Source organism: Ruegeria sp. R8_1 (genome assembly GCF_017743815.1).
GTDB lineage: Bacteria > Pseudomonadota > Alphaproteobacteria > Rhodobacterales > Rhodobacteraceae > Ruegeria > Ruegeria lacuscaerulensis_A.
In genome coordinates this window covers 149,469-176,341 of sequence record NZ_JAGHRL010000001.1, presented here as the reverse complement: position 1 = coordinate 176,341, position 26,873 = coordinate 149,469, and the positions used below count along the sequence as shown (strand labels likewise).

The 26,873-nt window shown below is 56.8% G+C and carries 25 protein-coding genes; 20 read left to right on the top strand and 5 right to left on the bottom strand.

The genetic code is table 11. The annotated features are described in order from the left end of the window. Positions 1 to 70: 70 nt before the first annotated feature. Positions 71 to 982 carry a cytochrome c oxidase subunit II gene (gene coxB / locus J7380_RS00855; RefSeq protein WP_170354946.1) on the bottom strand — a complete coding sequence of 304 codons (912 nt, stop codon included), beginning with the start codon at positions 980 to 982 and terminating at the stop codon, positions 71 to 73. A gap of 176 nt (positions 983 to 1,158) precedes the next feature. Here coxB and tldD point away from each other — a divergent pair, with 176 nt between their 5' ends. The 5 genes from tldD to J7380_RS00830 all read left to right on the top strand — a co-directional run bounded on the left by tldD (position 1,159) and on the right by J7380_RS00830 (position 8,163). Then, positions 1,159 to 2,580 carry a metalloprotease TldD gene (gene tldD / locus J7380_RS00850; protein WP_209194067.1) on the top strand — a complete coding sequence of 474 codons (1,422 nt, stop codon included), beginning with the start codon at positions 1,159 to 1,161 and terminating at the stop codon, positions 2,578 to 2,580. A 238-nt stretch (positions 2,581 to 2,818) separates the two neighbouring features. Next, positions 2,819 to 3,949, top strand: a complete 1,131-nt coding sequence (dprA, locus tag J7380_RS00845; protein WP_209194066.1) for a DNA-processing protein DprA — start codon at positions 2,819 to 2,821, stop codon at positions 3,947 to 3,949. Positions 3,950 to 4,101: 152 nt separating this feature from the next. Further along, a complete protein-coding gene (gene topA, locus J7380_RS00840) occupies positions 4,102 to 6,741 on the top strand; it encodes a type I DNA topoisomerase (RefSeq protein WP_209194065.1) in 2,640 nt (879 codons plus the stop codon). Between the two features lie 91 nt (positions 6,742 to 6,832). Then, positions 6,833 to 7,537, top strand: coding sequence for a CoA transferase subunit A (locus J7380_RS00835; RefSeq protein ID WP_209194064.1), 705 nt, complete (start codon positions 6,833 to 6,835; stop codon positions 7,535 to 7,537). Then, positions 7,537 to 8,163 carry a 3-oxoacid CoA-transferase subunit B gene (locus tag J7380_RS00830; RefSeq protein WP_209194063.1) on the top strand — a complete coding sequence of 209 codons (627 nt, stop codon included), beginning with the start codon at positions 7,537 to 7,539 and terminating at the stop codon, positions 8,161 to 8,163. Before J7380_RS00835 ends, J7380_RS00830 begins: the two co-directional genes overlap by 1 nt. 35 nt (positions 8,164 to 8,198) lie before the next feature. Here J7380_RS00830 and J7380_RS00825 read toward each other — a convergent pair whose 3' ends face one another. Next, on the bottom strand, positions 8,199 to 9,017 hold the full coding sequence (locus tag J7380_RS00825) for a lytic transglycosylase domain-containing protein (protein ID WP_247742374.1): 819 nt from the start codon (positions 9,015 to 9,017) through the stop codon (positions 8,199 to 8,201). Between the two features lie 398 nt (positions 9,018 to 9,415). On the opposite strand from J7380_RS00825, the gene J7380_RS00820 reads away from it, so the two are divergent. The 15 genes from J7380_RS00820 to pdeM all read left to right on the top strand — a co-directional run bounded on the left by J7380_RS00820 (position 9,416) and on the right by pdeM (position 24,648). Then, positions 9,416 to 9,625, top strand: a complete 210-nt coding sequence (locus tag J7380_RS00820) for a hypothetical protein (protein WP_209194061.1) — start codon at positions 9,416 to 9,418, stop codon at positions 9,623 to 9,625. 89 nt (positions 9,626 to 9,714) lie between these two features. Then, positions 9,715 to 9,915, top strand: a complete 201-nt coding sequence (locus J7380_RS00815) for a hypothetical protein (protein ID WP_247742347.1) — start codon at positions 9,715 to 9,717, stop codon at positions 9,913 to 9,915. A gap of 154 nt (positions 9,916 to 10,069) precedes the next feature. Beyond that, complete coding sequence (gene cpaB / locus J7380_RS00810; RefSeq protein WP_209194059.1) at positions 10,070 to 10,945, top strand: Flp pilus assembly protein CpaB; 876 nt, start codon at positions 10,070 to 10,072, stop codon at positions 10,943 to 10,945. Positions 10,946 to 11,136: 191 nt separating this feature from the next. Then, positions 11,137 to 12,543 carry a type II and III secretion system protein family protein gene (locus J7380_RS00805; protein WP_209194058.1) on the top strand — a complete coding sequence of 469 codons (1,407 nt, stop codon included), beginning with the start codon at positions 11,137 to 11,139 and terminating at the stop codon, positions 12,541 to 12,543. A gap of 17 nt (positions 12,544 to 12,560) precedes the next feature. Then, positions 12,561 to 13,187, top strand: a complete 627-nt coding sequence (locus J7380_RS00800; RefSeq protein ID WP_209194057.1) for an OmpA family protein — start codon at positions 12,561 to 12,563, stop codon at positions 13,185 to 13,187. A gap of 197 nt (positions 13,188 to 13,384) precedes the next feature. Further along, a complete protein-coding gene (locus J7380_RS00795; RefSeq protein ID WP_209194056.1) occupies positions 13,385 to 14,620 on the top strand; it encodes an AAA family ATPase in 1,236 nt (411 codons plus the stop codon). A 24-nt stretch (positions 14,621 to 14,644) separates the two neighbouring features. Then, positions 14,645 to 16,084, top strand: coding sequence for a CpaF family protein (locus J7380_RS00790; protein ID WP_209194055.1), 1,440 nt, complete (start codon positions 14,645 to 14,647; stop codon positions 16,082 to 16,084). A 12-nt stretch (positions 16,085 to 16,096) separates the two neighbouring features. Continuing rightward, positions 16,097 to 17,065 carry a type II secretion system F family protein gene (locus J7380_RS00785; RefSeq protein ID WP_170354932.1) on the top strand — a complete coding sequence of 323 codons (969 nt, stop codon included), beginning with the start codon at positions 16,097 to 16,099 and terminating at the stop codon, positions 17,063 to 17,065. 10 nt (positions 17,066 to 17,075) lie between these two features. Then, on the top strand, positions 17,076 to 18,065 hold the full coding sequence (locus tag J7380_RS00780; RefSeq protein WP_209194054.1) for a type II secretion system F family protein: 990 nt from the start codon (positions 17,076 to 17,078) through the stop codon (positions 18,063 to 18,065). Positions 18,066 to 18,129: 64 nt separating this feature from the next. Then, the gene (locus J7380_RS00775) at positions 18,130 to 18,669 is read left to right on the top strand and encodes a tetratricopeptide repeat protein (protein WP_209194053.1); all 540 of its coding nucleotides are present in this window, start codon (positions 18,130 to 18,132) and stop codon (positions 18,667 to 18,669) included. 10 nt (positions 18,670 to 18,679) lie between these two features. Further along, a complete protein-coding gene (locus J7380_RS00770; RefSeq protein ID WP_209194052.1) occupies positions 18,680 to 19,531 on the top strand; it encodes a tetratricopeptide repeat protein in 852 nt (283 codons plus the stop codon). Between the two features lie 4 nt (positions 19,532 to 19,535). Then, complete coding sequence (locus J7380_RS00765; protein WP_209194051.1) at positions 19,536 to 20,081, top strand: prepilin peptidase; 546 nt, start codon at positions 19,536 to 19,538, stop codon at positions 20,079 to 20,081. Positions 20,082 to 20,196: 115 nt separating this feature from the next. After that, positions 20,197 to 21,504, top strand: a complete 1,308-nt coding sequence (locus J7380_RS00760; RefSeq protein ID WP_170724506.1) for an ATPase — start codon at positions 20,197 to 20,199, stop codon at positions 21,502 to 21,504. Between the two features lie 39 nt (positions 21,505 to 21,543). Continuing rightward, positions 21,544 to 23,967 carry a ligase-associated DNA damage response DEXH box helicase gene (locus tag J7380_RS00755; RefSeq protein WP_209194050.1) on the top strand — a complete coding sequence of 808 codons (2,424 nt, stop codon included), beginning with the start codon at positions 21,544 to 21,546 and terminating at the stop codon, positions 23,965 to 23,967. An 18-nt stretch (positions 23,968 to 23,985) separates the two neighbouring features. Beyond that, a complete protein-coding gene (gene pdeM, locus J7380_RS00750; protein ID WP_209194049.1) occupies positions 23,986 to 24,648 on the top strand; it encodes a ligase-associated DNA damage response endonuclease PdeM in 663 nt (220 codons plus the stop codon). A 5-nt stretch (positions 24,649 to 24,653) separates the two neighbouring features. Here pdeM and J7380_RS00745 read toward each other — a convergent pair whose 3' ends face one another. The 3 genes from J7380_RS00745 to J7380_RS00735 form a co-directional block, all read right to left on the bottom strand. Beyond that, complete coding sequence (locus J7380_RS00745; RefSeq protein WP_209194048.1) at positions 24,654 to 25,400, bottom strand: LytTR family DNA-binding domain-containing protein; 747 nt, start codon at positions 25,398 to 25,400, stop codon at positions 24,654 to 24,656. A 203-nt stretch (positions 25,401 to 25,603) separates the two neighbouring features. Further along, positions 25,604 to 26,494: a bifunctional methylenetetrahydrofolate dehydrogenase/methenyltetrahydrofolate cyclohydrolase FolD gene (folD, locus tag J7380_RS00740; protein WP_170753741.1), complete on the bottom strand. Its 891-nt coding sequence runs from the start codon at positions 26,492 to 26,494 to the stop codon at positions 25,604 to 25,606. A gap of 48 nt (positions 26,495 to 26,542) precedes the next feature. Then, positions 26,543 to 26,848, bottom strand: a complete 306-nt coding sequence (locus tag J7380_RS00735) for a chorismate mutase (RefSeq protein ID WP_209194047.1) — start codon at positions 26,846 to 26,848, stop codon at positions 26,543 to 26,545. Positions 26,849 to 26,873: the final 25 nt, after the last annotated feature.

The following is a 26,873-nucleotide window of genomic DNA, read 5'->3' as shown; positions in this document are numbered from 1 at the left end:
GGGTCCTTCTGGGGCAGAAGCTGCGCGCTCCCCGCGCAGCCTGCGTGTTTCAACCTAGGCCGCAAAGGGCTTAGTTCGAGGCAACTTGGTACGAGACAGGCTGGCCAGCATACTCTTCCAGAGCACCTTGCAGCCATTCCTCATACGCTTCTTCGCTGACCACTTTGACAGTGATCGGCATATAGGCGTGATCCTTGCCACACAGTTCGGAACACTGACCGAAATAGATGCCTTCTTTGTCGGCCTGGAACCACAGCTCGGCCAGACGACCCGGTACACCGTCCTGCTTCACACCGAACGAGGGAATGGTCCACGAGTGAATCACATCTGAGGCCGTAACCTGCATCACGATCACCTTGCCGACCGGGACGACAACGGCTGTGTCGGTTGCCAGCAGCCACTCGTCATCGCTGTAACCCGCGTCAGCCAGTTTGGCGCGCATGGCATCATCCAGAACGAACGGCGTCACGTCAGCATCAGCTGGGCGCGCACCTTCATCCAGTGTCGCAGGATGGCCCAACAGGTAGCTGTCGAAGGCGAAGTCGTGATCGACATACTCATAGGTCCAGTACCACTGGTTACCTACGACCTTGATGACCACATCGCCTTCGGGAATTTCCTGTTGTTTGAACAGAACCGGCAGTGAAAACGCACCGATGAAAACAAGAATCAGGATCGGGCCAAGCGTCCAGGCGATCTCGACCGGAGTATAATGCGAGAACCGCGCCGGAGTCGGGTTGGCACGTTGATTGTAGCGCACGATGCAGTAAACCAGCAGGCCCGCAACAAAAATACAGATTGCGGTGATGATCACCAGAATCATCCCGTCCAGCCTTTGGATTCCTGTTGCCAAATCCGTCACAGCGGGCTGGAAGCCAACACCGCCTGCGACCGGTTTGCCAATAATCTCAAGCTCCTGAGCCATGGCGGGCAGGCTGGATAGGGCTGTCATAAAGCCCGAAAGCATCAAAGCATTCTTCATATTCTGTCCTGATCGTTTGATCTTTGCGTCCCTGGCGAAAAGGTGTGAATCAGTCGCACCTCTCCCGTTGTCTTTAGCCGCGTTAAAAACCATATTCCGGTGGGTAGATAAAGCAAAATGCTTGCGTCAAACAGACGCTATTTTTGATCTGGATCAAACCCGAAAGGTCCCAACCCATGCCCAACGACCCGTTTCGACCATTTGAAAGCGCTTTACCACACGACGAAGCGCTTGCGGTTTTGCGCTCTGCCACTGCCGGCGCCGAGGACGGAGAATTGTTTGTCGAACGCAGGAAATCCGAGTCGCTGGTCTTTGACGACGGGCGTTTGAAAACGGCATCCTACGACGCCTCCGAAGGATTCGGCCTGCGCGCCGTGCAGGGTGAAGTGGCCGGTTACGCCCATTCGACTGATGTCTCGATTGGTGCGTTGAAACGGGCCGCAGAAACGGCGCGCCTGGCGGTTGGCGATGGCGGCGGCACCCTGGCCGATGCGCCTCGGGCCACCAACACCCGGCTTTATACGGACGAAGACCCGATCGAATCCGCCAGCTTTCCGGTCAAGATCGAAACGCTGCGCGAGATTGATGCTTTTTCCCGTGATTTGGACACGCGGGTCGTACAGGTCAGCGCCACTATCGCCGCGTCAGTACAGGAAGTCGAGATTCTACGCCCCGACGGCGTGATCGTTCGGGACGTGCGCCCTATGACCCGTCTGAATGTCTCGGTCATCGTGGAACAGAACGGACGGCGCGAAAGCGGCTCGGCGGGCGGAGGAGGTCGCGTGGGCCTGGACGGTCTGATAGACCCCGCCGACTGGCAGGACAAAGCACGCGAAGCGCTGCGGATCGCATTGGTCAATCTGGACGCCGTCCCTGCCCCGGCAGGTGTAATGGAAGTCGCGCTCGGCCCTGGCTGGCCAGGCATCCTGTTACACGAGGCGATCGGCCATGGACTAGAGGGCGATTTCAACCGCAAGGGCAGCTCGGCTTTTGCCGGGCTGATGGGGCAGCAAATCGCCTCAAAAGGGGTCACGGTTGTGGATGACGGCACGATGGTGGATCGGCGCGGCTCGATCTCGGTTGATGATGAGGGCACGCCCAGTTCGCGTACCGTCCTCATCGAGGACGGCGTCCTGACCGGCTACATGCAAGACCGCCAGAACGCGCGCCTGATGGGGGTTTCGCCAACCGGCAATGGCCGCCGCCAAAGCTATGCACATAAACCCATGCCACGTATGACCAATACTGTGATGCTGGGCGGAAATGCCGACCCTGCATCACTGGTGGCCGAAATCAAAGACGGCATCTGGGCCGTCGGTTTTGGTGGTGGTCAGGTCGACATCACCAATGGTAAATTCGTGTTTTCCTGCACCGAGGCGTATCGGGTGGAAAACGGCAAAATCGGAGCGCCGGTAAAGGGCGCAACCCTGATCGGGGATGGACCATCCGCGCTGAACCGCATTCGAGGGTTGGGCAATGATATGGAATTGGACCCCGGCATGGGTACATGCGGCAAGGATGGGCAATGGGTGCCGGTGGGCGTGGGCCAGCCGACCGTTTTGATGGATGGGCTAACGGTCGGCGGATCAGCGGCATAGGTCAGAATCAAAACGGTTTTTTCGGGGTGGAGGGTTAACACTGCGCCCCGATGGCCGCCTATCGGCTCCAGAAACACTTTGGTTTTTCGCGCAGCGCCTCGAAATTTTCCCATTCTTTTCATAGCACTATAGCATCTTCACGACTCAATTCGAAAAAATATTGGGAAAATTTGAAGCGATTCAGAAGCTGTTAACTCCTGCAGTCGTAAACCAGTTCTGCAATCAGGCGGAGCAACGGATGACCGAAGAGCAGCTTTCTTCCTATCACCCCACACTCCCACCCACCACGGAAGAGGATCGGTTTTCCTGGCTTCGTCTGTTGCGCTCTCGCAAGGTTGGTCCGGCGACGTTTCGTCGGCTGCTGCGGGAACATGGCTCAGCGCAGAATGCGCTGGCCGCGCTGCCGGAAATGGCACGCGCTGCCGGTATTGAAGGGTATGAAACGTGCCCGCCCGGCGTGATTGAGGCGGAACTCAAGGCCGCAAAAGCTGCCAAAGCGCAGCTTTTGTGCCTTGGGTCCGCTGATTTTCCTGACGCTTTGAACGATCTCAATGACGCCCCGCCGATGCTGTGGGCAATTGGCGACGTGTCGATCTTGCACCGCCCCTCGATTGCCATGGTAGGGGCGCGCAACTGTTCGTCACTGGGCGCGCGGATGGCGCGCGGGTTGGCGACCGATCTGGGCAAACAGGGACATGTCATCGTATCTGGCTTGGCACGCGGGATCGACACTGCAGCGCACATGGCCACTTTGGATACAGGTACTGTTGCTGTTATGGCCGGTGGCGTCGATGTGATCTATCCCGCCGAGAATACTGATCTCGCCCATAAAATCGCCGAATCCGGGTTGCGTGTATCGGAGCAGCCCATGGGCGTGACACCGCAAGCCCGGCATTTTCCGCGTCGCAACCGGATCATCTCGGGTCTCGCGCAAGCGGTTGTGGTGGTCGAAGCCGCCGCAAAATCCGGCAGCCTGATCACCGCGCGCGACGCACTGGATCAGGGGCGCGAGGTTCTGGCCGTCCCCGGCCACCCGTTTGATGCCCGCGCGGGCGGTTGCAACCTGTTGATCCGTGATGGCGCAACTTTGGTGCGATCGGCTGAGGATGTGATAGAAGCTCTGCCAAAACGCGATCTTCTTTCCGACCACCAACCCAAAGAACCGCCTGTTCAATCGACAACCCCCACGACGGTTGCAGCGTTGCACGAGGCGATTCTAACATGCCTTGGCCCCTCGCCCATGGCCGAAGATCAACTTATCCGCGATATCGCCGCGACGGCGGGAGAGATCGGCCCCGCGCTTGTCGATCTGGAGTTGGATGGACGCATACAAAGACAACCCGGCGGGTTGTTGTCCCTCTCGGCCTGACCTGCCGGACGTACCGTTATTCTGTGCGTATCAATTTGAAATTCCCGCTAAATTCCTATGCCTCAAGGAACGCATTGACAATTCGCTCTTGCCCTCCACATTTTGCACCATCATAGAAGGCGCATAATCCGTCGAGCGAGGTTTCACCTTAAATGCCTGTAGTTGTTGTAGAATCCCCTGCCAAGGCCAAAACGATCAATAAATATCTTGGCCCCGACTACACGGTTCTGGCGTCTTATGGCCATGTGCGCGACCTTCCACCCAAGGATGGATCCGTCGATCCCGAACATGAATTCGAGATGAAATGGGAGGTCGGCAACGACAGCCGCAAGCATGTCAAAGCCATCGCCGACGCGCTGAAAGAAGACAACGCCCTGATCCTCGCCACTGACCCCGATCGCGAGGGCGAGGCGATCAGCTGGCACCTGCAAGAAGCGCTGACCAAGCGCCGTTCGATCAAGAAGGACACGCCGGTCAGTCGCGTGACCTTCAACGCCATCACCAAGGACGCCGTGACCGAAGCGATGCAGAACCCGCGTCAGGTCGATATGCCTCTGGTCGAGGCTTATCTGGCCCGCCGCGCGCTGGATTATCTGGTGGGCTTCAACCTGTCCCCCGTCCTGTGGCGTAAACTGCCCGGCGCGAAATCGGCCGGCCGCGTGCAATCTGTCTGCCTGCGCCTGATCGTCGAGCGCGAGATGGAGATTGAGGCGTTCAAACCGGTCGAATACTGGTCAGTCAAAGCGCTGTTCGAAACCCCACGCGGCCAAACTTATGAGGCGCGTCTGGTTACTCTGGCCGGAAACAAGCTGGACAAGCATGACCTGAAGAACGCCACGCAGGCCGAACTGGCCGTTCAGGCGATCACCAGCCGCGCGCTCAGCGTGACCTCGGTCGAGGCGAAACCAGCGGCGCGCAACCCCAGCGCGCCGTTCATGACATCGACCCTGCAGCAAGAGGCCAGCCGCAAGTTCGGCATGGGCGCGCGCCACGCAATGCAGGTGGCACAGCGCCTGTATGAGGCGGGCTACATTACTTATATGCGGACCGACGGCATCGACATGGCACCCGAGGCCGTGGCCGCGACCCGCGACACGATTTCGGACCGCTATGGCGCGGAATACGTGCCGGACAGCCCACGTATCTACAAGAATAAGGCTAAGAACGCGCAGGAAGCGCACGAATGTATCCGCCCCACGGATATGACCTGCGATGCCAGCGACCTGAAGGTCACGGATGAGGATCAGCGCAAGCTTTATGATCTGATCTGGAAACGCACCATTGCCTGTCAGATGGCCGCCGCACGGCTTGAACGCACCACGGTCGAGATCGGCAGCGATGACGGTCAGGTCGGCCTGCGTGCCACCGGTCAGGTCGTGATGTTCGACGGGTTCATGCGCGTCTATGAGGAAGGCCGCGATGACGTGGCCGATGACGACGACAAGCGCCTGCCGCAGATTATGCAGGGCGATCCGGCGCGGTTCGCCAAAACCTCGCTCAAGGATCAATTCGTCAAGGCCACCAGTGACGACAAACCGGCGGTGCTGTCCGAGAATGAGGCCGTTCTGGCCCTGCAGCACCACACCCAACCGCCGCCACGCTATACCGAGGCCACTCTGGTCAAACGGATGGAAGAGCTGGGGATCGGGCGCCCGTCCACTTATGCCAGCATCGTGACCACGATTCAGGACCGCGAATATGTGCGCAAGGACAAGAACCGGCTGATTCCCGAGGAAAAAGGCCGGATTGTTACGATCTTTTTGCTCAATTTCTTCCGTCAGTATGTGGGCTATGAGTTCACCGCCAATCTGGAAGGCGAGCTGGACGATGTGAGCGCCGGCGACCGCGATTACAAAGACCTGCTGGGCAAATTCTGGCGCGATTTCTCAGCCGCGATTGGTGAGACGTCCGAGCTGCGGATTTCCGAAGTGCTGGACAAGCTGGACGAGGCGCTTGCGCCTCAGTTGTACCCCCCACGCGAAGACGGGTCAGACCCGCGCGTCTGCCCGAAATGCGGTGTGGGGCAATTGCACTTGAAAACCTCGCGCACCGGCGGGTTTGTGGGCTGTGGCAACTACCCCGAATGCACCTATACCCGCCCCATCGCGGGCGAAGGGGCCGAAGGCGACGAACGTCTGCTGGGCGAAGATGCGGGCGATGAGATCTGGCTGAAATCCGGTCGGTTCGGGCCTTATGTGCAGCGTGGCGAACCCACGCCCGAGAACAAGAAGCCGCCGCGCGCCTCTCTGCCCCGTGGGTGGAGCAAGGACGACATGGATCTGGACAAGGCCCTGACCCTGCTGTCCCTGCCCCGCCAGATCGGTGAACACCCCGAGGGCGGCATGATCAGCTCGAATTTCGGGCGGTTCGGGCCGTATATCATGCACCAGATGCCGGAAGAGGCGAAGCCCGTCTACGTCAATGTCAAAGACCCCAATGACGTCTTTGAAATCGGCATGAACCGCGCGGTCGAAATGCTGGCCGAAAAGCGCGCCAATCCGGGGCGTGGACGGCGGGCGGCGGCCAAGCCGCTGAAAGAGCTGGGCGATCACCCCGATGGGGGCGCAATGCAGGTGCTGGACGGGCGGTACGGGCCGTATGTAAAATGGGAAAAGGTCAACGCGACCATTCCCAAGGACATCAAGCCCGAAGACGTGACGCAGGAAATGGCCATCGAACTGGTCAACGAACGCGCGGCCAAGAAAGGCACCAAAAAGAAGGCTGCCCCCAAGAAAAAAGCCGCGCCAAAGAAAACCGCAGCTGCCAAAAAGACGGCCAACAAGGCGGAATAGGTAGAAATACCACCACCCCCTTGGTTTCATTGACTTCCCCGTGACGTGGCGGCACAACTCGCCCAACACCATGTCATTGGGGGAGTTTTCCATGAAGAAAATCTATGCCAATGCCTCTGAGGCGCTCGACGGAGTGATCTCGGATGGCATGTTGATCGCGGCGGGCGGGTTTGGCCTGTGCGGTATTCCCGAACTGCTGCTTGAGGCGATCAAGGACTCGGGTGCTCAGAACCTGACCTTTGCCTCGAACAATGCGGGCGTCGACGATTTCGGTATCGGCATTCTGCTGCAGACCCGTCAGGTCAAGAAGATGATCAGCTCGTATGTCGGCGAAAACGCCGAGTTCATGCGTCAGTACCTGAATGGCGAGTTGGAGCTGGAGTTCAACCCGCAGGGCACACTGGCCGAGCGGATGCGCGCAGGTGGCGCAGGTATTCCCGGTTTCTACACCAAGACAGGCGTAGGCACCGTGATCGCCGAGGGCAAAGAGCATAAGGACTTCAACGGCGAGACTTATATCATGGAGGAAGGCATTTTCGCCGACCTCGCCATCGTCAAAGCGTGGAAGGCGGACGAAACCGGCAATCTGGTGTTCCGCAAGACAGCGCGTAATTTCAACGTGCCAGCGGCCACCTGTGGCAAAGTCTGTGTGGTCGAAGTCGAAGAGATCGTGCCCACCGGGTCGTTGGACCCCGACAGCATCCACCTGCCCGGCATCTATGTGCACCGCATCATTCAGGGCAGCCACGAAAAGCGCATCGAACAGCGCACCACCCGCAAGAAGGAGGACGCATAATGCCTTGGGATCGTAATCAGATGGCCGCCCGCGCGGCGGACGAGCTGGAAGACGGCATGTATGTGAACCTCGGCATCGGTATCCCGACGCTGGTGGCAAACTATGTGGGTGACAAGGACATTACCCTGCAATCCGAGAACGGGATGCTGGGCATGGGCCCCTTCCCTTTTGAAGGCGAGGAAGACCCCGACCTGATCAATGCGGGTAAGCAGACGATCACCGAACTGTCCCGCACCGCTTATTTCGACAGTGCGACCTCATTCGCCATGATCCGCGGCGGCAAGATCGCAGCGGCCATTCTGGGCGCGATGGAGGTGGACGAGAAAGGCGATCTGGCCAACTGGATGATCCCCGGCAAGCTGGTCAAAGGCATGGGCGGCGCGATGGATCTGGTGGCTGGCGTAGGCCGCGTGATCATCGTTATGGATCACACCAACAAACACGGCGACTCGAAAGTGCTGAAAGAATGCACCCTGCCCCTGACCGGTCAGGGTGTGGTCGATCGCATCATCACCAATCTGGGCGTGTTGGACGTGGTTGAAGGCGGCCTGCGGATCGTCGAACTGGCCGATGGCGTCAGCGAAGACGAGATGCGCGCTGCGACTGAAGCGACAATCGTCGCCTGAACCAAAGAAGGCCCACCAACCTGCGTGGGCCTTTTTTAGTTTGCCGTTTGGAAAACGCACCCGTCCGAGATGAGCTGCGGAGGGGTCAGACACAAAGCCCGCGCGACCTGAAACGCAGCAAGTACTTTGGGCACGTAATCGCGAGTCTCTTTATAGGGCGGTACGCCGCCATGTTTGCGCACGGCCCCTTCACCTGCATTGTAACCAGCCAATACAAGGATCGGGTCGTTTCCGAACTCTTCCATCAACCAGTTTAAATACTTCACCCCGCCCGAGATGTTCTGACCGGGATGGAAGCTGTCCTCAACGCCAAACCGCCTTGCCGTTGCTGGCATCAATTGCATCAACCCCTGAGCACCCGCGTGGCTGACCGCGTCAGCCCGGCCAGCAGACTCAACCGATATCACGGCCAACACCAGCGCAGGCGAAACGTTCGTACCAACTGTCGAACGCAGGATATCGACCCCTTGCTGCTGAGCGATGTTCTGCAAAGTCTGCAATCGCGGAGAGGACACGTTGACGGCCGCCAATGCCTGTATCGCTTGATCAAGACGTCCTGCGCCGGCTTGCTCTAGCGCGGGCGACACTTCTTCCCAAAAAGCCGTATAGGACCCGGCGGGTTTGTCGGCCCCGCCCGGCAAACTCGGCGGCGCGACTCGTGTACGTGTAATAATCTCGGATTCTTGCAGGTCCGCACCAGTGCTGGGCGCCGAAGGTCGGGCTGCGTGTTCCTCTGGCGATATCTGCACGGTGATCTTGGGCCGCGACCCAGGTTTCGGCGGCTTCACCCTTTTATAGACGCCGCGTGGTTCAATTGTCTGAGCAACAACAGAGCCCGGCCCCGTTAACAGCATCGCCACCGCACCGGCGCAGAGTATTGCGTCCCGCAGATTCATTTCGCCCGCCTCATAGATTTTATCTTTTGACTGATTTGAACCAAGATTCTGCGTTCAAAGCCATAAAAACAACGTGAATTGGGGCATTTTCGCCTCATTTGCCGTAAAATTACATCGGAGCAGTGAGGTCGACACACGTTTTTCGTTTTTTTATTTATTTATTTTCAATGCGTTACCCAAACTCCTGCGAAAAAGTTAAACTTCCGCGGAAAAAAATGTGATTTGGCCCAATTCCTGCCACGCCTGACCGTCAAACATAATGCCATACCGAGACGGTCGAGAGCGGACTGAGAGAGAAAGCTCTGAAAGACGCCAAGGTTTAATTGACTTTTTTGATCCTTTAGGAGGGACGTAACATGATCAAGTTCATCAAGAACTTCCGCAAAGACGAAGACGGCGCAGTAACAGTTGACTGGGTTGTTCTGACCGCAGCCATCGTTGGCCTGGCAGCAGTTGCTTACACCCAGGTTGGTGAAGGTACCAACCAGCTGGCAGACACCGTCGAAGGCGCGCTGTCGGGTACTCAAGTTTCGACTCCGGTGACCACCATCGCGCCGGCAAGCTAAGTTTAGTACTTAACGTACTTGAAGGGGGCCACGGTTTCAGAGCGTGGCCCTTTTTTTATAAACATTCTTTATATGTTAGGTCTCTCATGATGCACAGACTTGCAAACTTTGCTGCACACGAAGATGGGGCCGTTACCGTTGATTGGGTGGTTCTAACGGCCGGCTTGGTTGGTTTTGGATCAATCATTTTTCTGAACCTTTCAGATCCGATTCAACACGTTGATTCGGAAACAGGAACTGCGCTTTCTTCGATGGAAGTTCATCAACCTGAATTCAATATCAGCTACTGACTCATCAGTCGGTGACCAAATCCGTGATTTGGCTTGGACGAAAAAAAAATCAAAGATTGTCCCCCTTTTCGACACAATTCGTCGATAGCTGTGATTGAGATTAGCTGCGCATGACGGCAGCAAAACCAAAACAGAAAAATACGAGGGTACGCAAATGCGCGCAGTATTTGGACTTGTCCTGATTGTCGGGGTCGCTTTGGCCGGTGGCGCTGTTTATCTGGCGCAAGACTACATCGCACAAACTCAAGCCCAGCTTGAACGAGAGAAAAAAGCCGCGCAAGACGCGATGGCAAATGCCACCAACATCGCCACTGTGGACGTTTTTGTATCGAACCGCGCGTTGAAATACGGAGAGCGCCTGGTTCAAGAGGATGTCCGACTTGTCAAATGGCCTGAAGACGCACTTCCAGAAGGTACCTTCCAGGACTTGGCCACATTGTTTCCCGAAGACGCAAAAGGCGACAGGTATATTCTGAGAGCCATGGAGAAAAATGAGGCTCTGCTGGAAGTCAAGGTCACCAAACCCGGAGAATCTGCTGGATTGACCTCGCGCCTTCAAAAGGGAATGCGGGCCTTTGCTATCAGAGTCGATGTTGCATCAGGAGTATCCGGCTTTTTGCGGCCAGGTGACAATGTCGATGTTTATTGGACAGGTTCAGTTTCAGGGGCCCTTACGGGTGAAGGTGGTGAAATTACGCGTCTGATCCAAACCAACGTCGAACTGATTGCCGTCGACCAAACGGCAGGGTCTGATCTGACGGGCGCAAGCATCGCGCGTACGGTGACCGTGGCCGCAACGCCTGAACAGATTGCGTCTCTGGCGCAGGCACAAAACACCGGACGGATGTCTCTGGCCTTGGTGGGTGTTCAGGACGAAACGGTCGCCAGCGCGATTGAGGTTGATCAGCGGAAGCTATTGGGAATCAAGGAAGCCGCGCCTGTCGAGGCAAAGGTGGAAGAGCGCAAGTGCTACACAAATATCCGGCGTGGTGCAGAAATAGTTCAGAGTCAAATTCCCTGCACAAACTAACGTTAAATCAGGGATTTACTGGCACAAGCCGCGCACCCAGCGCGGCTTGTTTCATTTTGGTTGTTGCGAATTGTCCACATAAGGAAAATTCCAGAAACCATTGATTATTGCAATAAATTAGCAATTGACGCAGTGTTATTGCACATAAGGCATTAGCCCTAAAACGAGGCGTGATCGGAGAGGCAGGTCACATGAAAATACATTCTTGGATTAGCGCAACCCTTCTGGGGTTGACGCTTGTAGTGAGTTCCATCGGCGATGCCGCCTGGGCTCAAAATCTTCGTGTGGTAAAGAAGGGCACAGCGGAAACGCTCGACGTCCCGATGAACCGCGCAATTGTTGTTGAGAGTGAGGAACCGTTTGCCGAACTCAGCATTGCCAACGCGGGAATCGCTGATATTTCGTCGCTTTCGGACCGTACCATTTATGTATTGGGCAAGGCGCCCGGTCTGACCACTCTGACATTGTTCGACGGTGCTGGCAATTTGCTGGCAAACGTGCGCGTTCGGGTTTCCCCGGATGTATCCGAATTCAAAGAGCGGCTGCGGCAGATCCTGCCGAATGAGCCGATCGAAGTGCGGACCGCAAATGATGGTATTGTACTGTCGGGCACCATCTCTAGCTCAGCTAAACTGGCGCGGGCATTGGAACTGGCCGAGCGCTACGCGCCCGAGCGTGTTTCCAACCTGATGTCAGTCGGCGGCGTCCAGCAAGTTATGCTGAAAGTGCGCTTTGCCGAAATGAGCCGATCAGTGGCAAAAAGCCTGACGGCGTCGCTGGGCTTTGCTGGAAGCGACGTAACCGGGGGTTTCAACACACTTAACTCTGCCGGTGCTTTGGCTAACGCGTTGAATAATAACATTCCTCTGCAACAAACCAACACAGGTGCGATTCTGTTCGGGTTTGGCGCAGGCTCCACACAGGTTCGCTTGTTGCTGGAGGCGCTCGAAGCCAAAGGTTTGGCGCGTAGCCTTGCGGAACCGAACCTGTCCGCGCTGTCGGGTCAGGAAGCAGAATTCCTTGCTGGTGGCGAAGTTCCGATCCCGGTTCCCGCGGATGACGGCAACATCGCAATTGAATACCGCGCATTTGGTGTTCAGATCCTGTTTGTTCCGCGCGTTGTGGACGGCGACTTGATCAACCTGGAAATGGGTACGTCAGTGTCGGCCATCGACAACAGCTCGGACTTCACGATTGCGGGGAACAACGTACCATCCTTCATCACTCGCCGAACCAGAACCACAGTTGAGCTGCGGGATGGTGAAAGCTTTGCGATTGCTGGTCTTATTCAGGATGACTTTACTGACCTGAACAACCAGGTTCCGTGGCTCGGAGATGTTCCGGTGCTGGGTGCGTTGTTCCGCAGCGCCGAGTATCAGCGTCAGCAAACCGAGCTTGTTGTGATCGTGACCGCCCATCTGGTTTCGCCCACACGTGGTGAAGCGCTGGCTCTGCCGACGGACCGGGTGAAACCTCCTAGCGAGTTTGATCTGTTCATCAATGGCAAAACCGCGCGTACCGAGCGTGTTGGCTCGGGTGGTGCATCTGAAGTCGCCAAGCAGGACTTTGGTAGCTCATACGGCTACATCCTGGAATGATTAGGAGGATAGGACCAATGCAGAAGTGGATTATAGCACTGGGTCTTTCGGTCGCTGTCGCCGCTTGTACGCGTGAGGCCGGATATGAAGTCGACCAAGGTGCCTTCGGAAACGCAACTCTGAACAACCAGCAGGTTCTGACAGGTGAACTCACCTATGCTCAGATCCTGGGTCGCAGGTTCGCGGCGGAAGTGCCAACGCAGATCAACTTTGCGTTCGACAGCGCACAGCTTGATGCAAACGCACAGCGTGTACTGTTACGGCAAGCCGATTGGATCAAGCAGTTCCCCGAAGCGCGCTTCCGCGTGTACGGCCACACGGACCGAGTCGGCTCTCAGTCGTACAACCAAAGCCTGGGCCAGCGTCGCGCCAATGCAGCGGTCGCGTTCCTGACGCGGCAGGGTATTTCGCGGTCGCGGCTAGAAGCTGTTGTTTCCTTTGGCAAAACGCAGCCTCTGATCGATACGCCGAACAGGGATCGCCGCAACCGCCGTACGATTACAGAAGTGTCTGGCTTTGTAGATCGCAAACCTCAGTTGCTTGACGGCAAGTACGCGGAAGTCATCTACCGCGAATACGTTGAGAGCGCGACAACCGAAAGCTCGATTCAAGATGCGGATGCTGCTGAGGCATCTGAACAATAATAACGCGAATTGGGCGACATCGTCGCCCAATTCCCAACAATTGGTTCTTTTGCGCCCCATTCTCGCCTAAGTTCCAAGCCAAATTCTCAACAATTGGGTGTAGTGCGGCAGAAAAAGCCGCAACCGGGCATCAGCTCGCCGAGGCAAACCTGAACGGTTCGTCGCGGTTTGCTGCCCTCTGGACGAGGATTTTGTTAATGACGAACGCCACGACAAACGAAGACAACAACGCCATTCTGGCCTGCACGATCAGTCGTGACGTCCAGAACTTTGATCTGCTGATTGAAGATATGGAAGCGGCACTGGGTGAGCGTTGGGGCGATCTGGGATTCGCAGAAGCTCTTGCGTTTTTCGGCCAACCTGAAGCCGAAAGTTTAGAATTCGTGGCCCTAGCTATTGATGGTGAGGACGAAGATGACCTGACCATGATGGGTGAAATCATCTCTCGCGCGAAGGAAAAGAGGATCAAAGTGGTCCTGATCGCCGAGGACGTGACTCCTGCAGCGTTGCACCAACTCTTGCGGAAAGGCGCTGACGAATTCGTCCCCTACCCACTTCCGGAAGGTGAGTTGCAGGAAGCCATTGCGCGTATGAACAAACCTGATCCCGCGGTTGTTACGCAGGAAACGGCCGTATCTCTGCCCCAAGGGGCATCAAAGGAAGGTGCCTTGTTTGTGGTTCACGGATTGGCTGGTGGAGTCGGATCGACCACCATGGCCGTGAACCTGGCTTGGGAACTTGCGACCACGTCCGACAAGGCTTCTCCCAAGGTATGCCTGATCGACCTGGATCTACAGTTTGGTACGGTCTCGACTTACCTGGATCTGCCACGCCGAGAAACAGTGTTCGAAATGCTGTCTGACACGGCGTCCATGGATGACGACATGTTCTCTCAGGCGCTGCAGTCCTACGAGGACAAGATGGAGGTGCTGACCGCGCCGTCTGACATGGTGCCGTTGGATCTGATCACTCCGGAAGATATCCAGCGTGTTATCGACACCGCGCGCAAGCATTTTGACTATGTGATTGTCGACATGCCGTCGACCTTGGTGCAATGGTCCGAGACCATCCTGCAAGCGGCCCATGTGTATTTTGCAGTCATCGAACTCGACATGCGCTCGGCACAAAATGCCCTGCGTCTGAAGCGCGCTCTTCAAGCGGAAGAGCTACCGTTCAACAAACTGCGTTTCGCGTTGAACCGAGCTCCGAAGTTTACCGATCTGAATGGGAAAAGCCGCGTCAAGCGGATGGGCGAAAGCCTTGGAATATCCATCGACCTGCAGCTGCCGGACGGGGGAAAACCCGTCATGCAAAGTGGTGACCATGGTTTACCGCTGGCAAGTTCAGCCGCCAAAAACCCGCTGCGCCGTGAAATCGCAAAGCTGGCAAAATCGCTCCACAGCCTTGGCAGCAGCGACGCGGAAGCCGCGTAAGACAGGTCCGAAAGGGGAAACGTCGTGTTTTCAAGATATAAGAAACAGCCAGAAGCGCAGCCGGTACAGGCTGAGGTTAAGGCAAAAACGCCGTCACCTGTTGCACAACAGGCGTCTACAGAAAATGCGGTAATCCGCAAGCCTGCAAAGAAAAAGGCCGCCGAACCAACGGCATCCGACCGTGAGCGCAAGCGCAAGGAACGTTTGGGTGCAATCAAGATTGAATTGCACCAGGAACTGCTTGAGAACCTGAATCTTGCAGCCCTTGAAAACGCAACCGAGTCTGACCTGCGCGCCGAAATCAGTGCGATTGCCAGCGAAGTTCTTGAGACCAAGAACATTGTTCTGAATCGAGACGATCGCTTCCAACTGAACAAGGAGCTGTATGACGAGGTCACGGGTCTTGGCCCGCTAGAGACCTTACTGCAAGACGACACGGTCAACGATATCCTGGTGAACGGTCCGCAGCAGATTTTTGTGGAACGTGCCGGTAAGCTGGAAATCAGCGACATCACCTTCAAGGACGAAAAGCACCTGATGCGGATCATCGACAAGATCGTTTCCGCTGTGGGTCGTCGCGTTGATGAATCCAACCCTTATGTTGACGCCCGCTTGGCAGATGGGTCGCGTTTCAACGCCATGGTGCCGCCGATTGCGGTTGATGGCTCGTTGGTGTCCATTCGTAAGTTCAAAAAAGACAAACTGGGCATCGACGACTTGGTCAATTTTGGTGCGTTCACCGAAGAAATGGCCGCCTATTTGCAAGCTGCGGTGTCGACACGCCTGAACGTGATCGTTTCGGGCGGTACGGGTTCTGGTAAAACGACCACGCTGAATGCTCTGTCCAGCTTTATCGACGATGCCGAACGCATCCTGACCATCGAGGATACGGCGGAACTTCAGTTGCAACAGACCCATGTGGGCCGGATGGAAAGCCGCCCACCAAATGTGGAAGGCAAGGGCGAAGTCAGCCCGCGCGACTGTCTGAAGAACGCCCTGCGTATGCGTCCCGACCGCATCATCGTGGGTGAGACGCGTGGCGCCGAGGTGATCGACATGTTGCAGGCCATGAACACCGGCCACGATGGTTCGATGACGACAATCCACGCCAACTCGGCCCGTGATGGCATTTCGCGATTGGAAAACATGATCGCAATGGCCGGTATCGAAATGCCGATCAAGGCGGTCCGCAGCCAGATCTCAAGCGCTGTGAACCTGATTGTACAGGCCAGCCGTCTGCAGGATGGTTCACGCCGAATGACCTCGATCACCGAGATCACGGGCATGGAAGGTGATGTTATCTCAATGCAGGAAATCTTTAGGTTTCAGCGTGTTGGCCTTACGCCCGACAACAAGATTATAGGCCATTTCACGGCCACCGGCGTGCGCAGCCACTATTCCGAACGCTTCCGGTTGTGGGGCTTTGACCTGCCCGCCGCCATCTATGATCCAACTACGATGTAAGGAGAACCTGAGATGCAACTGCCTATTGAGGCTCTCATATATGTCGTGATCTTCGTCGCCGTTCTGGCTCTGGTCGAAGGTATTTATCTGGTCGCATTCGGCAAATCCATCAGTCTGAACAGCCGCGTAAACCGGCGTTTGGACATGTTGGACAAAGGCGTCGGTCGAGAACAAGTGCTTGAGCAGCTGCGAAAAGAGATGCAGCAGCACATGCAAACGCAGTCCATCCCGCTTTATTCACTGCTCGCGGATAAGGCGCAGAAGGCTGCGATTGCGTTCTCGCCGCGCCAATTGATCATGATAATGGTGCTGGTTTCTGCTTTCGCCTTTGTCGGGCTCAGCATCGGCACCGCCACTGCAACATTTCTGAGGATAGCCATCTCGATCGCTATCGGTGTCGGTGGCGTCTATGCTTGGGTCAATCATAAAGCTTCGAAAAGGATGGCTTTGCTAGAGGAACAACTGCCCGACGCAGTAGAGCTGATGGTTCGTTCTTTGCGGGTGGGCAATCCGTTTGTATCCTCGATCCAGATTGTTGCAAATGAAGTCCAAGATCCCCTGGCAACCGAGTTTGGCGTCATCGCAGATGAGTGCGCCTATGGCCGTGACGTCGGCGAAGCGCTGAAAGACCTGGCGCAGCGGCTGGACATGCAGGACCTTCGCTTTTTGTCTGTTGCGGTCGGTATTCAACAGCAATCCGGTGGTAACCTTGCAGAAATTCTCGCCGGTCTGGCGCAGGTGATCCGCGCACGTTTCCGCCTGTTTCGCAGGGTCAAAGCCATCACCGCCGAGGCCAAATGGTCGGGCAAGTTCCTGTCCGGTTTCCCTGTCTTCTGCCTTGTCTTCATCCTTGTAAAAGACCCCGGTTATTATGACGAGGTGATTGACCATCCGTGGTTCATTCCGGCCTGCTTCTTTGTCGGCATCATGCTGACGTTGAACCTTATCGTCATGCGCATTTTGACAAACATTAAGGTCTGAGGGCAGCACCATGGAAATTTTGACCCAAATCAACACCTTACTGACTGAAAATCTTGGGCAGTTCGGTCCACTTATCGTCGTCGGTGTCCTCGGCCTGATCATGATCCTGGTCGCGGTTCCTTTGATGATGAACCAACCAGAAGATCCGCTGAAAAAGCTGCAGCGTTCGACAGCCGCTCCGAAAAAAACGAAAAAAGGCAAGCAGGATCGCCTTCGCAACGCCGGTCGTAACGAACAGCTTGAAAAGTTTTCTACGTTTCTGGAGCCGCAAAACCAGGAAGAACTGTCAGCAATGCAGCTCAAACTGCGGCAGGCGGGGTATCATTCCAAGGACGCAGTACGGTTCTTTCATTTCGCTCAGTTCGCATTGGGGATGATTGGTATTCTAATCGGAGTGATGTTGGTAACCGTCTTGGCTGGCGACAACGAATTTACCGGCCAACAGATGGCGATCCGCATTGGTTTCCCCGCCATCGCCTTATACTTCCTTCCACGGTATTGGATCACGCGCCGTGTGGCAGAGCGCGAAGAAGCTATCGTTGCCGGTTTTCCTGATACCCTTGACCTGATGCTTGTCTGTGTTGAGGCAGGCCAGTCTTTGGATCAGGCTATCGTGCGCGTCGCGGCTGAGATGAAGGCTTCCTATCCTGACATTGCGCAGGAATTCGAGGTTGTAGCCCACGAAATGAAAGCTGGTAAGGACAAGGACACTGTTCTTCGGGATTTCGGAACACGTTGCGGCGTTCAGGACGTCAGTTCATTTGTGACCGTTATGATCCAATCGGCCACATTCGGTACTTCGATTGCCGAAGCCCTGCGTGTTTATGCCGGCGAAATGCGTGACAAACGCGTGATGCGTGCAGAAGAAGCTGCTAACAAGTTGCCAACGAAAATGACACTTGCCACAATGATGCTGACGGTGCCGCCGTTGCTGGTCATTCTGGTTGGACCTTCGGCAAAAGGTATCGCAGAGTTTGCAGGCGGTAATCCAGGGGGCTGATAGCCTTATGATTTCAACACTCAGGTGTGTCCGGCCTAGGATTCGCCACGTGATCGGGGCCGCCATGGTATTTGCTATGGTGGCCTCTTGCACAGAAACCCTGCCTGGTGATTTGGATGCTCCGGGCATTGATCCACAAGGCCAAGGTCAAGATCCTTTGGTGGTCGGGAACCGACTGCTGCGGGCCGGTGAATATGACTTGGCATTGGATTCCTTTGCCCGCGCCGCGCTGAACCAGGGCATGACCGCCGAAATCATGGCTGCCATGGGTACTGCCAACCTGGGATTACGCCAGTTGAAGCCCGCCGAAACTCTGCTGCGTCGCGCCGTTTCCGAGGAACCCGACTGGCCGGTTGCATGGAACAATCTGGGCGTCATTCTGATGGAGAAAGGCGAGTATCCAGAGGCGGCTCAGGTGTTTCGACGGGCTTTTGCGTTAGACAATGGCGAAAGTGACGCAATTCGGGACAATCTGCGCTTAGCACTCGCAAAAATGGAAAATTCTGATAATACTGAGATCGAAGAACAAGAATACACGCTGGAGCAACAAGGCGACGGGCAATTCAAGCTTCGGAAGCTCCGGGAAAACAGGCAAGAGCAGTAAGGGACGCAAAATGCGCCAACAATTCTTGATTCCGGCAGTGCTGACATTTGGGTTGATCCTATCTGCCTGCGCGAAAGAGACCGAAGAAGAAAAAGTCGAAAAGACGTTTCAGGAAGTGAACGTCATCGACGAAACCAACCTGAACGAAGTGTTGCTAACGGCTGCCGATCCAAACGAGGCCGTCACCTATTTTCAGGGTGCTGCAGCCAAAAATCCCGGTCGCATAGACCTGCAAAGAGGGCTGGCGATTTCACTGGCACGGGCAAAGCGCACCACCGAGGCAGCAGCCGCCTGGAAAAAAGTGACCACCATGAAGGGCTCGGCCAGTGTTGATCGGGTCGAATACGCCGACGCACTGGTTCGCGCAGGAAACTGGACCGAGGCGAAAAAAGTACTGGATTCCGTTCCGCCGACTTTCGAGACCTTCAAAAGGTATCGGTTGGAGGCTGTTGTCGCCGACTCAAACCAGGATTGGAAACGGGCGGATCAATTCTATGAAACGGCGATTGGCCTGACCACGCGGCCTGGCGGCGTGATGAACAACTGGGGCTATTCCAAACTGACACGCGGTCAATATGAAGAAGCCGAGCGCTTGTTCGCTGAAGCCATTCGACAGGACAAGTCTCTGTTCACAGCCAAAAACAACCTCGTTCTTGCGCGCGCGGCGCAGGGTAATTACAGCATGCCGGTCGTGCCGCTGACTCAGGTCGAACGGGCTATGCTGTTGAATACTATGGGCATTTCCGCAGTCAAACAGGGCGATGTAACAACCGCCAAGAACCTGTTCCGCGAAGCAATCGCAACGCATCCGCAGCATTTCGAAGAAGCCGTCCGCTCGTTGCGCGCGCTCGAGGAAGCCTAAATTGATGCAAATTCCGGCAGCCGCGGCAGGGTGGTTTTTGCCTTTCGTTCTGCCGATCTGCTTCTATGTCGCGTTCACCGATATGCGCGACATGTTGATCAAGAACCACGCTGTCGTTGCTTTGGCCATGGTCTTTGTCATTGTGGGCCTGATCGTTGTTCCGCCTTGGGGAACCGAATGGTCAGAAGGCTGGATCGGCCCCTTTGCGGTAACGCTTCCGCCCTACCTTTGGCAGTTGCTGCACATTCTCGTCGCTTTAGTAATAGGCATTCTTGCCAACGCCGCCGGGGTCATGGGAGCAGGCGACGCCAAATTCATTGCGGCTGCCTCCGCGTTCGTTTGGGGCGGTGACTATGTGACGATGTTGTTCATTCTGATGTCCACAACGCTTGCTGCGTTTGTAACGCACAGGCTGGCCAAAAACACTGCTTTGCGCGCTATCGCACCTAATTGGGAAAGTTGGTCCCGCGACAAACAGTTTCCCATGGGATTTGCACTTGGCGGCAGCCTCGCCATCTACCTGATCCTTGGGACTGTTTACGGCTCGTAAACTATCATTACTCCGCCTTGTCCCCGCCTTGGTGATGCCACAAAGCGGGACCAGATTTTTCGCAAGCGGCCCGAGTGGGCCAATGGCGTGAATACTGGATGGATGAGCACCCCTCATGAATATGCAGACGACCTCGGTAATGGCCCCCCCTGCCCCAAAAGGCTTGGGCGAAATGCAATTGCCCATCGTGATGATGCGGGACATTTTGTTGAAAACCATTTTTCGCAAGAACGTTGATACGGTCTCGGAAGTGGCGGAAGCGATCTGCCTGCCGGGCTCGGTGACCCAAGAACTGATCGATATCTCGCGCGAACAGAAACTGATCGAGGCGACAGGTACCCTGAACGCCAACAGTGGCAACGAGATGGGCTATCAGCTGACAGATGCAGGTAAAGCCCGTGCATTGGACGCGCTCAGCCAGTCGGAATATTTCGGTGCCATGCCGGTTCCACTGGATGTCTACCGCGAACAGGTCAAACGCCAATCCATCCGAAACATTCAGGTCACCCGCGACCAGCTAACCGGGGCAATGGGGCATCTGGTTCTGCCCGACAGTCTTTTGGATCACCTTGGACCTGCGGTAAGCGCAGGCCGTTCGATTCTGATGTATGGTCCTCCGGGCAACGGTAAGTCGTCCATCTCAAACGGTATTCGTGACGCGCTTGGCGACAATGTCTATGTCCCGCGTGCAATTGAGTATGCCGGTCAGGTGATTACAGTTTATGATCCGATCGTTCATACAGCCATCGAACAAGAGGCCGACGACCCCAACAGCCTTCGCCGCCGCAAACGGTTCGATTCACGCTATGTACAATGCGAGCGCCCCACCGTTGTGACCGGGGGTGAACTGTCGCTCAGCATGCTGGACTTGGTCTACAACCCCACCGCGCGGACCTATCAGGCCCCGCTGCAGCTGAAATCCACGGGCGGCATCTTTATCGTGGACGACCTTGGGCGCCAGGCCGAGCCTCCGCAAGCGCTGATCAACCGCTGGATTGTTCCACTGGAAGAAAGCAAAGACATCCTTGGCCTGCAATCGGGTGAAAAGTTCGAGGTGCCTTTTGACACGCTGGTGATCTTCTCGACCAACTTCCACCCGAATGAGATCTTCGACCAAGCGGCCCTGCGCCGGATTTTCTTCAAGATCAAGATCGACGGCCCGAACCAGGAAAACTTCCTGAAAATCTTTGCCATGGTGGCGCGCAAACGCGGGATGCCTCTGGATGAGGCCGCGCTGGTGCATCTGCTGAAGGTCAAGTATCCGACCATCAACAATATCTATGCGAACTATCAGCCGATCTTCCTGATCGACCAGATGATCTCGATCTGCGAATTCGAGGGCATCCCCTATCAGATGAGCCCCGACCTGATCGACCGCGCCTGGGCCAACATGTTCGTGCGCGAAGAAAAGATCGTTCACTAAGCCACTGTCATTTCGATGCCGGGCAGGTAGTCTGCGCCCATGACGCAGATTCCCGCCCGGATCACCGACTGGTTCACCGCCAAAGGTTGGTCGATCCACCCTCATCAGCAACAGATGTTCGACCGGGCTGCCGATCCGGCGACGCTGCTGATTGCGCCGACGGGTGGGGGTAAGACCATGGCCGGATTTCTGCCGACTCTGGCGCAGCTGGCCGATGGCGCGCATAGCGGTCTGCACACGATTTATGTCTCGCCCCTGAAAGCGCTGGCTGCCGATATCCGCCGCAACCTGCGCGGCCCTGCTGACGAAATGGGCCTGCCCATCCGGATCGAGGACCGCACTGGCGACACCTCGGCCACGCAGAAGAAACGGCAGCGGGTGGACCCGCCGCATATCCTGCTGACGACGCCGGAGAGCCTTGCTCTGCTGACCTCGTATGAGGACGCACCACGCATGTTTGCGGGGGTGCAGCGGGTGATCATCGACGAAATTCACGCGCTGGCCGAAAGCAAGCGCGGTGATCAGTTGATGCTGGCGCTTGCGCGTTTGCAATCATTGTGCCCTGATCTGCGCCGGGTGGGTCTGTCGGCCACGGTCGAAGACCCGCAGGCCATCGCGCGCTTTCTGGCACGCCATCCCGACCCCTGCCAGATCGTGCAGGCCGATCCAGATCCGGACCCCGACATTCGGATGCTGGAAACGCAGGAGCTGCCGCCTTGGGCCGGGGGCGGTGCCGCATATGCCATCCCCGCTGTGCTGGAGCAGATCAAACAGCACAATACCACGCTGATCTTTCACAACACCCGCGCGCAAGCCGAGATTTTCTTTCACAATCTCTGGCTGGCCAATGACGATGCGTTGCCCATCGGTATCCATCACGGCAGCCTGGATCGGCAACAGCGCGAACGGGTCGAGGCCGCCATGGTGCGCGGCGATCTGCGCGCCATCGTCTGCACCGGCAGTCTTGATCTGGGCATCGACTGGGGCGACGTCGACCTTGTGATCCAGATCGGCGCACCGAAGAACGTCAAACGGCTGGTCCAGCGGATCGGGCGAGCCAATCACCGTTACAACGCGCCCTCCAAGGCCCTGCTGGTGCCGGCCAACCGGTTCGAGGTGGTAGAATGCGTCGCCGCGCTTGAGGCCGCTCGCGCGCATGATCTGGACGGAGAGCCACGCGGCGCAGGCCCCCGTGACGTGCTGTGCCAACATATCCTGATCGCGGCGGCGGCGGGGCCGTTTGATGCGGATAAGCTCTATTCCGAAATGACAACCGCCGGGCCTTTTGCCGATCTCAGCCGCATGCAGTTCGATGATTGTCTGGAGTTTTGCGCCACCGGCGGCTACGCCCTGCGCGCCTATGACCGCTGGCAGCGGCTGCAACAGCGCCCTGACGGTCTATGGCAACTGCGTGACCCCCGTGCCGCACAGCGTATCCGCATGAACCTTGGCACGATTCAGGACACAGACACGCTGAAAGTGCGCCTGAAACGCAGCCGGGGCGGCAAACCTCTGGGCGAGGTTGAAGAGGCCTTTGCCGCCTCGCTCACCCCCGGCGACACCTTCCTGATCGGCGGTCAGATCGTGCGCTATGAAGGGCTGCGCGAGATGACGGTCGAGGTCAGCCGCCGCGCAGACAAAAAGCCCAAGATCGCCACCTTCTCGGGCACCAAATTTGCCACCTCAACCCAGTTGAGCGATCGTATTCTGCGCATGTTCGCGCAACCCAATTGGCCGCAACTGCCCGCGCATACGGCCGAATGGCTGACGCTCCAGCGGCAGGTCTCGCGCCTGCCCAACCGCGACAGGCTGCTAATCGAAAGCTTTCCCGATAATGGGCGCGAACATCTGTGCGTCTACGGTTTTGCGGGTCGCAACGCGCAGCAAACACTGGGCTTGTTGCTGACGAAACGGATGGAAGAAACCGGCCTTGCCCCCTTGGGCTTTGTCGCGACCGACTACGCAACGTTGATTTGGGGGTTGGATGCCGTAACGGACCCCCGCCCACTGTTTCAACTAGAGGCACTACGCAATGGGCTTGAGACTTGGTTGGCCGGGAACGCGGTGATGAAGCGGACCTTCCGCGCCTCGGCCACCATTGCCGGGCTAATCGAGCGCAACACAGGCGGACAACGCAAAAACGGTCGTCAGGCAACGTTTTCTTCAGATATTTTGTACGACACATTGCTGAAATACGACCCCGATCACCTGCTGATGCAAATTACCCGTGAAGAAGCCATGCGGGGTCTGGTCGACTTCGGACGGATCGAAGCCATGATTGCGCGTATCGGCGACCAGATCGACTTGAAACGGCTGAACCGGGTGTCGCCCCTTGCGGCACCTCTGTTTCTTGAGGTTGGAAAGGTCCCAGTCAAAGGATCAGCCGAAGAGCGCCTGCTGGCCGAAGAGAGCGCGCGTTTGCTGCAAGAGGCGGGCTTGGAATCACTTGCCTCGGGCGCGTAAACAAGCAAAGAACGTATCATGAACGAATTGTCGTTTTCCTTCGCTGGCCATGACCTGCGCGCACTTGGATCCGGGGCTTTGTGGTGGCCGGAAGAAAGCCTTCTATGCGTGTCGGACTTGCATCTGGGAAAGGCAGAACGCATCGCACGGCGAGGAGGCGCTTCACTACCGCCCTACGACACGCTGGACACGCTGGTACGGTTAGCAAACGATGTGGAATACACCAAAGCAACCACAGTGATTTGCCTTGGTGACAGCTTTGACGATCTGGATGCGGCCTCGGCCCTTGGAAATCGGGAAAAGCTGCAAATCGCGGCGTTGCAAGCCGGTCGGTCCTGGATTTGGATCGAAGGCAACCACGACCCCGGCCCGGTCGAATTGGGCGGCACCCATCTGGCTGAGCACAAGCTGCGATCGCTTGTGTTCCGGCACATAGCCCTACCGGACGGTCAAGCAGAGGTTTCAGGTCACTACCATCCCAAAGTACGGTTCCGACTGCGCGGACGAACAATCACGCGTGCTGCGTTTCTGGTCGACGAAACGCGCCTACTGTTGCCCGCGTATGGTACATACACCGGCGGTCTATACAGCTCTGACGAAGCGCTAAAAGGACTAATGAGCGACCGCGCTATGGCTATTCTAACGGGCCAATCCCCGCAGATGATCCCGATGCCTCGCTGAGGCGTTTAGATCACGCCGTCTTTTTCAAGTATGGGTTTGTACTTGCGACTGACTGGGACCAGTTCGCCATTTGTCAGGCGTAGAAAAGTTTTTCCATGGCTCTTTTCAATCCCGGTCACAGCAGCGTCGACCACCCAGTGCGAGCGGTGGGTGCAATGCCCACGCTCGGGCTCCATCTCGGCAATGGCATCGGTAAACCTTGATCGGATGGTGAAAAGTCCCTCGGTGGTGACGACGTCAACGGAATGATCCCGGACTGCCAGACGCAGAACCTGCCCCGTGAACTCTTGCGGCAATCGTCTGTAAAGTCGTGGCGCAAAACGGTTGATGTCATGATCCGTAGGAGGCTGAACCGGAGCCCGCCGGATGATCAACAACCCGGTCGTAAACAAAGCTCCGTAAGATACCACTGACAGAACGTCTGGTGCCTGCTGCCCACCAGCCGAGAAGACGAGCAATGTCATCAACCACAGCGAAGGAACGAACAGCGCAAAAGCAACAAACGTAAAAGCAAGATCCCACCCCGTGAAAGAGGTTTCAGCGAACCATTTCTTCAGCAGTTGTCGCGCCGCCCATGTCACCCCCAAAGCCAAGGCTGTGACCCCGGTCCAAAATATCAGGCGCAAGGAAAAGCTCAGATCCATATTCTGGAACGGTTGAAATGCAATGGCCATTAAGGGCAGGAAAATCGCACCGGCAACCACCCGGCGCATCGTAAACTCGGCAAACAATGAGCTTAGTTTATTCGGCATGACAGCTCAGATACTCTCTCCTGTTTCCAGTCGGGCATGACACTGAAACGTCTAACTCGCTGAGATCATAGGTTTATCATCGTTCTCGCCATATTCAAACCCTGCTAGATTAAGTTTCGTTGATTGTTCCGTGAAACAATCGGGCCGGTAAGTGTTTCCACTCCCGGCCCGTCGTATTCTTTGGTTCGCGCGGATCGTACGCGCTAGACCGTCAGCCCTTCAGGTTCCGGCAGGCTGTTTGCACGGCAGCAGGCGGTCAGGGTGTTGGCCAGCAGGCAGGCGATGGTCATCGGACCCACACCACCCGGAACCGGCGTGATCGCGCCTGCGCGCTCGGCCGCGCTGGCATAGTCCACGTCACCGACCAGCTTGTTCTTGCCGTCACGCTCGATCCGGTTGATGCCTACGTCGATTACCGTTGCGCCTTCTTTGATCCAGTCGCCCGGCACCATTTCGGGGCGGCCAACGGCGGCGACGACGATGTCGGCCCGGCGCACAACGTCTGGCAAGTCCTTGGTGCGCGAATGCGCGATGGTCACGGTACAGCTGTCACCCAGCAGCAGCTGCGCCATCGGCTTGCCCACGATATTCGAACGGCCAATAACCACCGCGTCCATCCCCGACAGCGACCCGTGGTAGTCACGCAGCATCATCAGGCAGCCCAGCGGGGTGCAAGGCACCATCGACTTCTGGCCGGTGCCCAGCAGACCCACGTTCGAGATGTGGAAGCCATCAACATCCTTGGCCGGGTCGATCGAGTTGATCACCAGATCTTCGTTCAGATGCTTGGGCAGCGGCAGCTGCACCAGAATACCGTGCACGGCCGGGTCGTTGTTCAGCTTGTCGATCAGCGCCAGCAGGTCTTCTTCCGAGGTCTCGGCATCCAGCTTATGCTCGTACGAGTTCATGCCGACCTCGACGGTCTGTTTGCCTTTCGAGCGCACATAGACCTGGCTGGCCGGGTCTTCACCAACCAGAACTACGGCCAGACCGGGCGTGATACCACTTTGCTCTTTCAGCTTTGCAACCTGATCCGCCACCTGCGCGCGCACTTTCGCCGCAAAAGCTTTACCGTCGATAACCTCGGCTACCATCCTGTCATCCCTTCTATCAAAAACGGATCAGGCGCCTGAAACGCCCGATCAGTCGGTGCCGAGCACACGTTCCTCGCGTGCGATCGACCAATCAATCAATATGCGCCACAGCTGTTCAGCCAGGTCCGGGTCCATACCCAGATCGTCCGAACTTGCGCGCACGCGCTGCACCACTTCCTCGACACGGTCCGGGATGCGGGCGGGCAGCCCCTCGGCCGGTTTCAACTGCGAGGCGCGGTCGATATATCCCGCACGCATCACCAACATCTCGATCAGTTGGCGGTCCAGCTTGTCGATCTGGACCCGCAGTTCCTGCATTGAATGACAGTCCTGCGGAGGTGTCAAAGTGGGCATGTTCGTCTCCTCATGGCCCGGGGGG

What these genes read in the sequence shown, in the direction of transcription:
- coxB (WP_170354946.1), bottom strand. Translation starts at nt 982, where the DNA reads ATGAAGAATGCTTTGATGCTTTCGGGCTTTATGACAGCCCTATCCAGC.
- tldD (WP_209194067.1), top strand. Translation starts at nt 1,159, where the DNA reads ATGCCCAACGACCCGTTTCGACCATTTGAAAGCGCTTTACCACACGAC.
- dprA (WP_209194066.1), top strand. Translation starts at nt 2,819, where the DNA reads ATGACCGAAGAGCAGCTTTCTTCCTATCACCCCACACTCCCACCCACC.
- topA (WP_209194065.1), top strand. Translation starts at nt 4,102, where the DNA reads ATGCCTGTAGTTGTTGTAGAATCCCCTGCCAAGGCCAAAACGATCAAT.
- J7380_RS00835 (WP_209194064.1), top strand. Translation starts at nt 6,833, where the DNA reads ATGAAGAAAATCTATGCCAATGCCTCTGAGGCGCTCGACGGAGTGATC.
- J7380_RS00830 (WP_209194063.1), top strand. Translation starts at nt 7,537, where the DNA reads ATGCCTTGGGATCGTAATCAGATGGCCGCCCGCGCGGCGGACGAGCTG.
- J7380_RS00825 (WP_247742374.1), bottom strand. Translation starts at nt 9,017, where the DNA reads ATGCTGTTAACGGGGCCGGGCTCTGTTGTTGCTCAGACAATTGAACCA.
- J7380_RS00820 (WP_209194061.1), top strand. Translation starts at nt 9,416, where the DNA reads ATGATCAAGTTCATCAAGAACTTCCGCAAAGACGAAGACGGCGCAGTA.
- J7380_RS00815 (WP_247742347.1), top strand. Translation starts at nt 9,715, where the DNA reads ATGCACAGACTTGCAAACTTTGCTGCACACGAAGATGGGGCCGTTACC.
- cpaB (WP_209194059.1), top strand. Translation starts at nt 10,070, where the DNA reads ATGCGCGCAGTATTTGGACTTGTCCTGATTGTCGGGGTCGCTTTGGCC.
- J7380_RS00805 (WP_209194058.1), top strand. Translation starts at nt 11,137, where the DNA reads ATGAAAATACATTCTTGGATTAGCGCAACCCTTCTGGGGTTGACGCTT.
- J7380_RS00800 (WP_209194057.1), top strand. Translation starts at nt 12,561, where the DNA reads ATGCAGAAGTGGATTATAGCACTGGGTCTTTCGGTCGCTGTCGCCGCT.
- J7380_RS00795 (WP_209194056.1), top strand. Translation starts at nt 13,385, where the DNA reads ATGACGAACGCCACGACAAACGAAGACAACAACGCCATTCTGGCCTGC.
- J7380_RS00785 (WP_170354932.1), top strand. Translation starts at nt 16,097, where the DNA reads ATGCAACTGCCTATTGAGGCTCTCATATATGTCGTGATCTTCGTCGCC.
- J7380_RS00780 (WP_209194054.1), top strand. Translation starts at nt 17,076, where the DNA reads ATGGAAATTTTGACCCAAATCAACACCTTACTGACTGAAAATCTTGGG.
- J7380_RS00775 (WP_209194053.1), top strand. Translation starts at nt 18,130, where the DNA reads ATGGTATTTGCTATGGTGGCCTCTTGCACAGAAACCCTGCCTGGTGAT.
- J7380_RS00770 (WP_209194052.1), top strand. Translation starts at nt 18,680, where the DNA reads ATGCGCCAACAATTCTTGATTCCGGCAGTGCTGACATTTGGGTTGATC.
- J7380_RS00765 (WP_209194051.1), top strand. Translation starts at nt 19,536, where the DNA reads ATGCAAATTCCGGCAGCCGCGGCAGGGTGGTTTTTGCCTTTCGTTCTG.
- J7380_RS00760 (WP_170724506.1), top strand. Translation starts at nt 20,197, where the DNA reads ATGAATATGCAGACGACCTCGGTAATGGCCCCCCCTGCCCCAAAAGGC.
- J7380_RS00755 (WP_209194050.1), top strand. Translation starts at nt 21,544, where the DNA reads ATGACGCAGATTCCCGCCCGGATCACCGACTGGTTCACCGCCAAAGGT.
- pdeM (WP_209194049.1), top strand. Translation starts at nt 23,986, where the DNA reads ATGAACGAATTGTCGTTTTCCTTCGCTGGCCATGACCTGCGCGCACTT.
- J7380_RS00745 (WP_209194048.1), bottom strand. Translation starts at nt 25,400, where the DNA reads ATGCCGAATAAACTAAGCTCATTGTTTGCCGAGTTTACGATGCGCCGG.
- folD (WP_170753741.1), bottom strand. Translation starts at nt 26,494, where the DNA reads ATGGTAGCCGAGGTTATCGACGGTAAAGCTTTTGCGGCGAAAGTGCGC.
- J7380_RS00735 (WP_209194047.1), bottom strand. Translation starts at nt 26,848, where the DNA reads ATGCCCACTTTGACACCTCCGCAGGACTGTCATTCAATGCAGGAACTG.